The sequence below is a fragment of the Micromonospora yasonensis genome (assembly GCF_026013475.1).
Lineage (GTDB): Bacteria > Actinomycetota > Actinomycetes > Mycobacteriales > Micromonosporaceae > Micromonospora > Micromonospora yasonensis.
In genome coordinates, this window is sequence record NZ_JAPDPH010000332.1 from 1 (window position 1) to 5,531 (window position 5,531).

General features: G+C 74.0%; 6 protein-coding genes. 3 read left to right on the plus strand and 3 right to left on the minus strand.

Going from position 1 to position 5,531, the window contains the following annotated elements; genetic code table 11:
- Positions 1-227: 227 nt before the first annotated feature.
- Together ONA70_RS34280 and ONA70_RS34285 are read right to left on the minus strand one after the other, a co-directional pair.
- On the minus strand, positions 228-1,304 hold the full coding sequence (locus tag ONA70_RS34280) for a hypothetical protein (protein ID WP_265010638.1): 1,077 nt from the start codon (positions 1,302-1,304) through the stop codon (positions 228-230).
- A gap of 56 nt (positions 1,305-1,360) precedes the next feature.
- Complete coding sequence (locus tag ONA70_RS34285; RefSeq protein WP_265010639.1) at positions 1,361-2,158, minus strand: SAM-dependent methyltransferase; 798 nt, start codon at positions 2,156-2,158, stop codon at positions 1,361-1,363.
- Positions 2,159-2,274: 116 nt separating this feature from the next.
- On the opposite strand from ONA70_RS34285, the gene ONA70_RS34290 reads away from it, so the two are divergent.
- Both ONA70_RS34290 and ONA70_RS34295 read left to right on the plus strand, forming a co-directional pair.
- Positions 2,275-2,775 (plus strand): hypothetical protein, encoded by a 501-nt coding sequence (locus ONA70_RS34290; RefSeq protein ID WP_265010640.1) that lies wholly within the window; start codon positions 2,275-2,277, stop codon positions 2,773-2,775.
- Positions 2,776-2,882: 107 nt separating this feature from the next.
- Positions 2,883-3,509: a phosphatase PAP2 family protein gene (locus ONA70_RS34295; protein WP_265010641.1), complete on the plus strand. Its 627-nt coding sequence runs from the start codon at positions 2,883-2,885 to the stop codon at positions 3,507-3,509.
- 16 nt (positions 3,510-3,525) lie between these two features.
- Here ONA70_RS34295 and ONA70_RS34300 read toward each other — a convergent pair whose 3' ends face one another.
- A complete protein-coding gene (locus tag ONA70_RS34300; protein WP_265010643.1) occupies positions 3,526-4,269 on the minus strand; it encodes a prepilin peptidase in 744 nt (247 codons plus the stop codon).
- A 623-nt stretch (positions 4,270-4,892) separates the two neighbouring features.
- On the opposite strand from ONA70_RS34300, the gene ONA70_RS34305 reads away from it, so the two are divergent.
- Complete coding sequence (locus tag ONA70_RS34305; protein ID WP_265010642.1) at positions 4,893-5,459, plus strand: hypothetical protein; 567 nt, start codon at positions 4,893-4,895, stop codon at positions 5,457-5,459.
- Positions 5,460-5,531 lie beyond the last annotated feature (72 nt).

A 5,531-nucleotide genomic window follows, 5' to 3' on the forward strand; every position in this document is an offset into this window, starting at 1 on the left:
GCCCCCGGCCTGACGCTCCCGTCGGTCCGGGGGCGCTTCGCCTTTTCGGGCACGGTCAGCGAACCCCCGGGGAGGAAAAGCGCCCCGGTTCGTCACCTGACGGCCGCAGCCGAACCCTGGTTGTCTCGCTGCTGGAGCGCAACGCCGAGGGGGCGGGGCCGCCCGGTCGATCCGGCCCGGGGGCACCGTCCACTTCGTACTCCATGGCGCGATCGCGGCGGCTGACGTCAGCCGCGTCGCCGCCACCAGCGGCGCTTCTCGGCCGGCGCCGGCTGCGGCTCCTCGTCCTCGTCGTCCTGCGCCGCGCGGGCCAGCACCGCGGTCGCCAGCGCCCGGTCGTCCGCGCGGCAGCCCGGCGTGACCAGCATCAACTTCGCCAGCGACTCCTCGATTGTGACGAGCCGGTCCGCCGCCACGGCCGCGTCGAGCCGGGCCCGGACGAGCTGGCGGACCTCCGCCCGCAGCTCGGGTTCCCGGTACGCGGCGGTGACGAGCGCGAACAGCGCGGCGTCGGCGACCCAGTCCTCGACGCCGAAGGCGAGGTCCACCAGCACCTCACGCCGGATCGAGGTCGGCCACGGCTCGTGGCCGGCGTGGTGCAGGATGCCGAGGCACACCCACGGCTGCATGAGCCGGTACCAGTAGGTCGGCGTCGACGTGGCCAGGTGCTGCCAGCGCGGGGTGTCCGGCGGGCCGGGCAGGTGGGCGAGCAGCCCGAGCAGGTCGCCCAACGGCAGCTCACCGAGCGGGGTGGCCTTATCGTACCCGGAGAGCGGCGACTGCCACGGTTCCCCGCCGACCTTCTGGAGCAGCCGGACCGCGTCGGCCGACGGCGCCGGCACCGCGGGCACCGGCTCGGTGCCGTCGTACCGCCAGACCGCGTACCGGCCGGGCCGTACGGGGGTACGGATGTCGGGGGGCGGGAATTCGGCGATGCCGATGTCCATCGGGCCGGCGACCCGGCGGCAGGCCGTGATGGCGCTGGCCGGCTCCGCCGCCGACAGGCCGAGGCCGGTGACCTCGAGCTGCTCGCCCCGCGCCCGGCGGCCGCCGATGTCGTTGGCGACGTTGGTGATCGCCTCGCTCGGCATCGGCACCCAGTTGAGCCAGGGCCGCTTCGCTCCCGCCATGGCGAACACCAGGTCGGTCATCCCGCACGGGTGTGGATCGTCGAGTACGGCGACCAGGTCGGCCACGTCGCCGGAGGCGCGGAAGCGCATCGCGTGCCGCGCGGCATCTCGATGCAGGAAGGTGGAGTCATCGGCCATCTGCCGCAGATCGGCATCCGGGTCGGCGGAAAACATGAGGCGGAGAGTAACAATCCGGGCAGTCCGGCGGGGACCCCGCCGACGGGCGAAGATCAGTGGCGGACGCCGAGCCCGCCGTAGCCGTGCGACACCGCCGACCGGGGCTCGCCGTCGGGCCGCCAGTCGGCCAGCCAGACCAGCCCCGGGTCGAGCAGGTCGTACCCGTCGAAGAAGCGGGCGGTGGCGGCGTGCGTGCGGGGGACGAGCGGTGCGCTGCTGCGCCGGTAGACCTCCCGCCCCTGCTGGCTCGGGACCGGCGGGGCACCGTCCATGGTCAGGTGGGAGAGGGCGAGCATGCTGCCCGGCGCGGTGGCGTCCCGCAGCCGGGCGACCGCCGCGTACGGGTCGTCGCTGTCGGGCACGAAGTGCAGCACGGCCACCAGCAGCACCGCCACCGGCTCGGTGAAGTCGATGTTGGCGCGTACGTCCGGGTCGGCCAGCAGTTCGGCGGGGCGGCGCAGGTCGCCGCGGACCACCACGGTGCGGCCGTCGACCGGCAGCAGCCGCCGGGCGTACGCGACGGCGACCTCGTCGTTGTCCACGTAGACCACCCGGGCGCCGGGGGTGACCGCACGGACGACCTCGTGCACGGTGCCCTGGGTGGGCAGCCCCGCCCCGATGTCGAGGAACTGGCGCACGCCCTGCTCGGCCGCGTACCGGACGGCCCGGCGGAGGAAGGCACGGTTGGTCTGCGCGGCCACCCCGGTGTCCGGGAAGATCTTCAGGATCTGCTCGGCGGCGGCCCGGTCGGCGGCGAAGTTGTGACAGCCGCCCAGGTAGTAGTCGTACATCCGGGCGACGTTCGGCCGGGACTCGGCCTCGCTCGGGGTGGTCGTCGGCTCACCGGTCACGCCTGATGTGTAGCACTCTCGGCGACACACCGCTGACCGGTCGTGTCCTTGCTCCGGCGGCGTACGCCGCTCACCCTGGTGGGACGGTGCACACGTCGATGTCCGAGGAGGTACCGATGACCGGTAGACGGGAGACCGTGGAGGTCGACCCGGCGCTGTTCCGCGCCGTCTACGACTCGCCCGCCTCGCTGCCGGGCCGGCACCGCTGGACCACGCCGGAGTCGGACGTACGCCGGCTGGAGAAGCTGCTCAACATGCCCGCGCGCAGCATCGGCGCGCCGCTGTGGGTCAGCGGCGACCAACCGGACTGCCCGAAGTGCGGTCGCCGGGTGAACTGGTACGACATCGTCTCCTCCGCCCTGCACGGGGTGCACGACCGGGGCATGATCGCCCGGGTCATCCTCGGCGAGCGCAAGTACGTCAACACCGAGGTGCCGGACGCCATCCCGGGCGTGCACTGCGCCGACTGCCGGACCCCGATCGACGGCCTGCGCAGCTTCAAGTGCCACAACTGGGCCTACGCCTTCGAGGCGCTGGACGAGATCGTCGAGCGGATGTCCGGTCCGGCCGCCCAGCCCGCCCCGCGCCCGCCGTCGGATCCCGCGACCGGGTCGTAGCGCCGGCGCCCGCCGGTGCTGTGCGTTCGCTGAGACTTCGGCGGGCCGGCGGTGATTCCCCTGCCACCCTCCCGGTGAACGGAGTATGAACGGGAGATGGGGGGAAAATGAGCGAGACCGTCATGACCGACGTTCCGGACATCAGCACAGACTGGTACCACGAGGTCGTCGACTTCGCCGACGGCACGCCGCAGCCGGTCCACTGGTTCGCCACCCACTTCACCGAGGGCGCGATCGTCCTGCTCGGCGTACTGCTGCTGCTGGCCGCGCTGACCCGGCTGATCGGCGGCGACCTCCGGGGCCGGGCCCTCGCCCTGGCCGCGCCGGTCGCGGTGGTGGCGGCGTACGGCGCCAGCGAGGGGCTGAAGTCGCTGGTAGCCGAGGATCGACCCTGCCGCAGTCCGGCCGACCTGATGATCGTCGCCGGCCACTGCCCGGCCGTCGGCGACTGGTCCTTCCCCAGCAACCACGCCACGATCGCCGGAGCGCTGGCCGCCACGGCCCTGCTGCTGCATCGCCGGATCGGCCTGGTGGCCGTCCCACTGGCCGTGCTCGCCGCGGTCTCCCGCGTCTTCGTCGGGGTGCACTACCCGCACGACGTGGCCATCGGCCTGCTGCTCGGCGCCCTGATCGGCACCCTGCTCACCCCGCTGGTCGCCCGCCCCCTCGCCGACGTACTCGGCCGCCTCTTCCCCCGCCCCACCCCGGCCCTCGCCCCACCCACCCGCCGCTGACCCGACCGGTCGCCGGTCAGGTGGCGAGGAGGAGGGTGAGGGCGGTGGCGGCGATCAGGAACGGGCCGAACGGCAGGTGGCTGGACCAGCGGACCCGGCGGGCCGCCAGCAGGGCCAGGCCGACCAGCGCGGAGAGCGCGAAGCTGAGCAGCAGCCCGGTGACCAGCACCGGCCAGCCGTACCAGCCGAGCAGTGCGCCGACACCGAGGGCCAGCTTGGCGTCGCCGAGCCCGAACCCGCGCCGGCCGAGCAGCAGCGTGGTCGCCGCGAAGCCCGCGCCGAGGGCCAGCCCGGCGGCGGTGGCACGCAGCCAGGGCACCGGGCCGCCGCCGGTCAGCGCCGCCACCCCGAGCAGTGCCCAGGTGCCGGCCGCCGCCGGCCAGGTGAGGCGGTCCGGCAGCCGGTGCACCGCCACGTCGACCAGGGCCGACGGCACCGCCCAGGCCAGCCACCAGGCCACCGCCGCCCGCACGGCGACCGGTCCGCCGGCCAGCACCAGCACCGCCCCGGCGGCGACCAGGGCCAACTCGACCACGCCGGGCGGCGCACCGATCCGGGCCCGGCAGGCCGGGCAGCGGGCCGCCGGGCCGAGCGCCGGCAGTGGCCGGTCCAGGCCGACCGGCGCGCCGCAGCGGTCGCACCCGGCCCGGTCCGGCGACCCCGGGGGTACGGCGTAACGGGCGACCGCCAGCCGGACCGGGGGCACGACCGCCAGGGCGGCGAGCCGGCGGACCAGGGGACGGCCGTCGCGTGCCGCCACCGGGCGGGCGTCCCGGACCCGCTCGGCGGTCACCTGGCCCACCCCGGATGGTTGCGCACCGTTCCAATTTGGAGCACGGAGAGTAATTCCATGCGCTCCGACGTGTGGCGCATGACGCGGAAAGTGGCGTCCCGGCCGGCTGCGGCGACGGGTCGGCAGACGGCGAGGGATCCTCGTCGACCGGCCAGGATGCCGGGGGTGCGAATCAGACAAAAGGCACCCATGACGCGCACTCCCCCGCCGTTCGAGGCCGGCCCCGGGCATCGGATTCCGTGACCGGCTGCGCCCACCCCTGCCGCCGGCCCGGCCGACTTCTTGTCAAGGGTCGCCGTCCCGACACCCACCGACCACCACCACCTGTCATCACTGAGCGTGTTCGAATGAATTACCTCTGTTGCATCGGCGAGCGTCAGCCTATGCTCGCCCCTTGGGTACGACGCAACCCCGATCAATTTGCGTCGGAGGCCGACCGGAGGCAGCAGCTTTCGAATTAGTTGAAGACCCGTACAGGTAATTGCAGCGGTAGCCAGACGAGGCCCGGCAGAACACTTCCGGGCGCGCTTCCGCCTGCCCGGAGCACACCGGCACGGCCGCTCCGGGTCGCCACCGAGGAGGGCGCGGCGTTGCGAACACGGCATTCCCGCCGATGGACAAGCTGCCTGCTCAGCCTGGCCCTGCTGGGCGTGACCGCCGGCTGTGGCACCGAACCTGAGGCGGCGGCCGGTCCCCTGACCGGGCACGACCCCGCGCCGGTGGCGCATTCCACCGCCGACGAACAGGCGGCCGGGAAAGCCGCCCTCGCCGCCTATTCCGGCTATCTCGAGGCGTCCCGGGTGGCGAGCGCGCGCAGCGATCCCGCGCATCCCGCACTGCCCCGGTTCCTGGCGGATCCGCTGCTGACCCGGGTACGGGTGGCAATTCGCGACGCGAAGGAGCACGGCGCGATGCGTACCGGAAAACTGCTGTCCGACCCCACCGTCGTGTCAGTCGACCTGTCGGCCCGACCGCCCACCGTGGAGATCCAGGACTGTCTCGACGCGTCCGGCTACCGCCTGGTCTACGCCAAGGATCACCGGGTCGTCCCCGGCACCGAGGGCGGGCGGTACCTGGCGACGGCCACCGCGACCCGCTACCCGGACGGCCGGTGGCTGATCAACGCCGGCGCGGCACATCAGGACCAGCCGTGCTGACCTGGGGAGGAAGGGGTGTCCCGGCCCGCCCGACCCGGGCCGGGACGCCCGGCCGGCTGCTGCTCGCCGCCG

Coding starts and splice junctions, on each gene's coding strand:
- ONA70_RS34280 (WP_265010638.1), bottom strand. CDS start 1,304: ATGTTTTCCGCCGACCCGGATGCCGATCTGCGGCAGATGGCCGATGAC.
- ONA70_RS34290 (WP_265010640.1), top strand. CDS start 2,275: ATGACCGGTAGACGGGAGACCGTGGAGGTCGACCCGGCGCTGTTCCGC.
- ONA70_RS34295 (WP_265010641.1), top strand. CDS start 2,883: ATGAGCGAGACCGTCATGACCGACGTTCCGGACATCAGCACAGACTGG.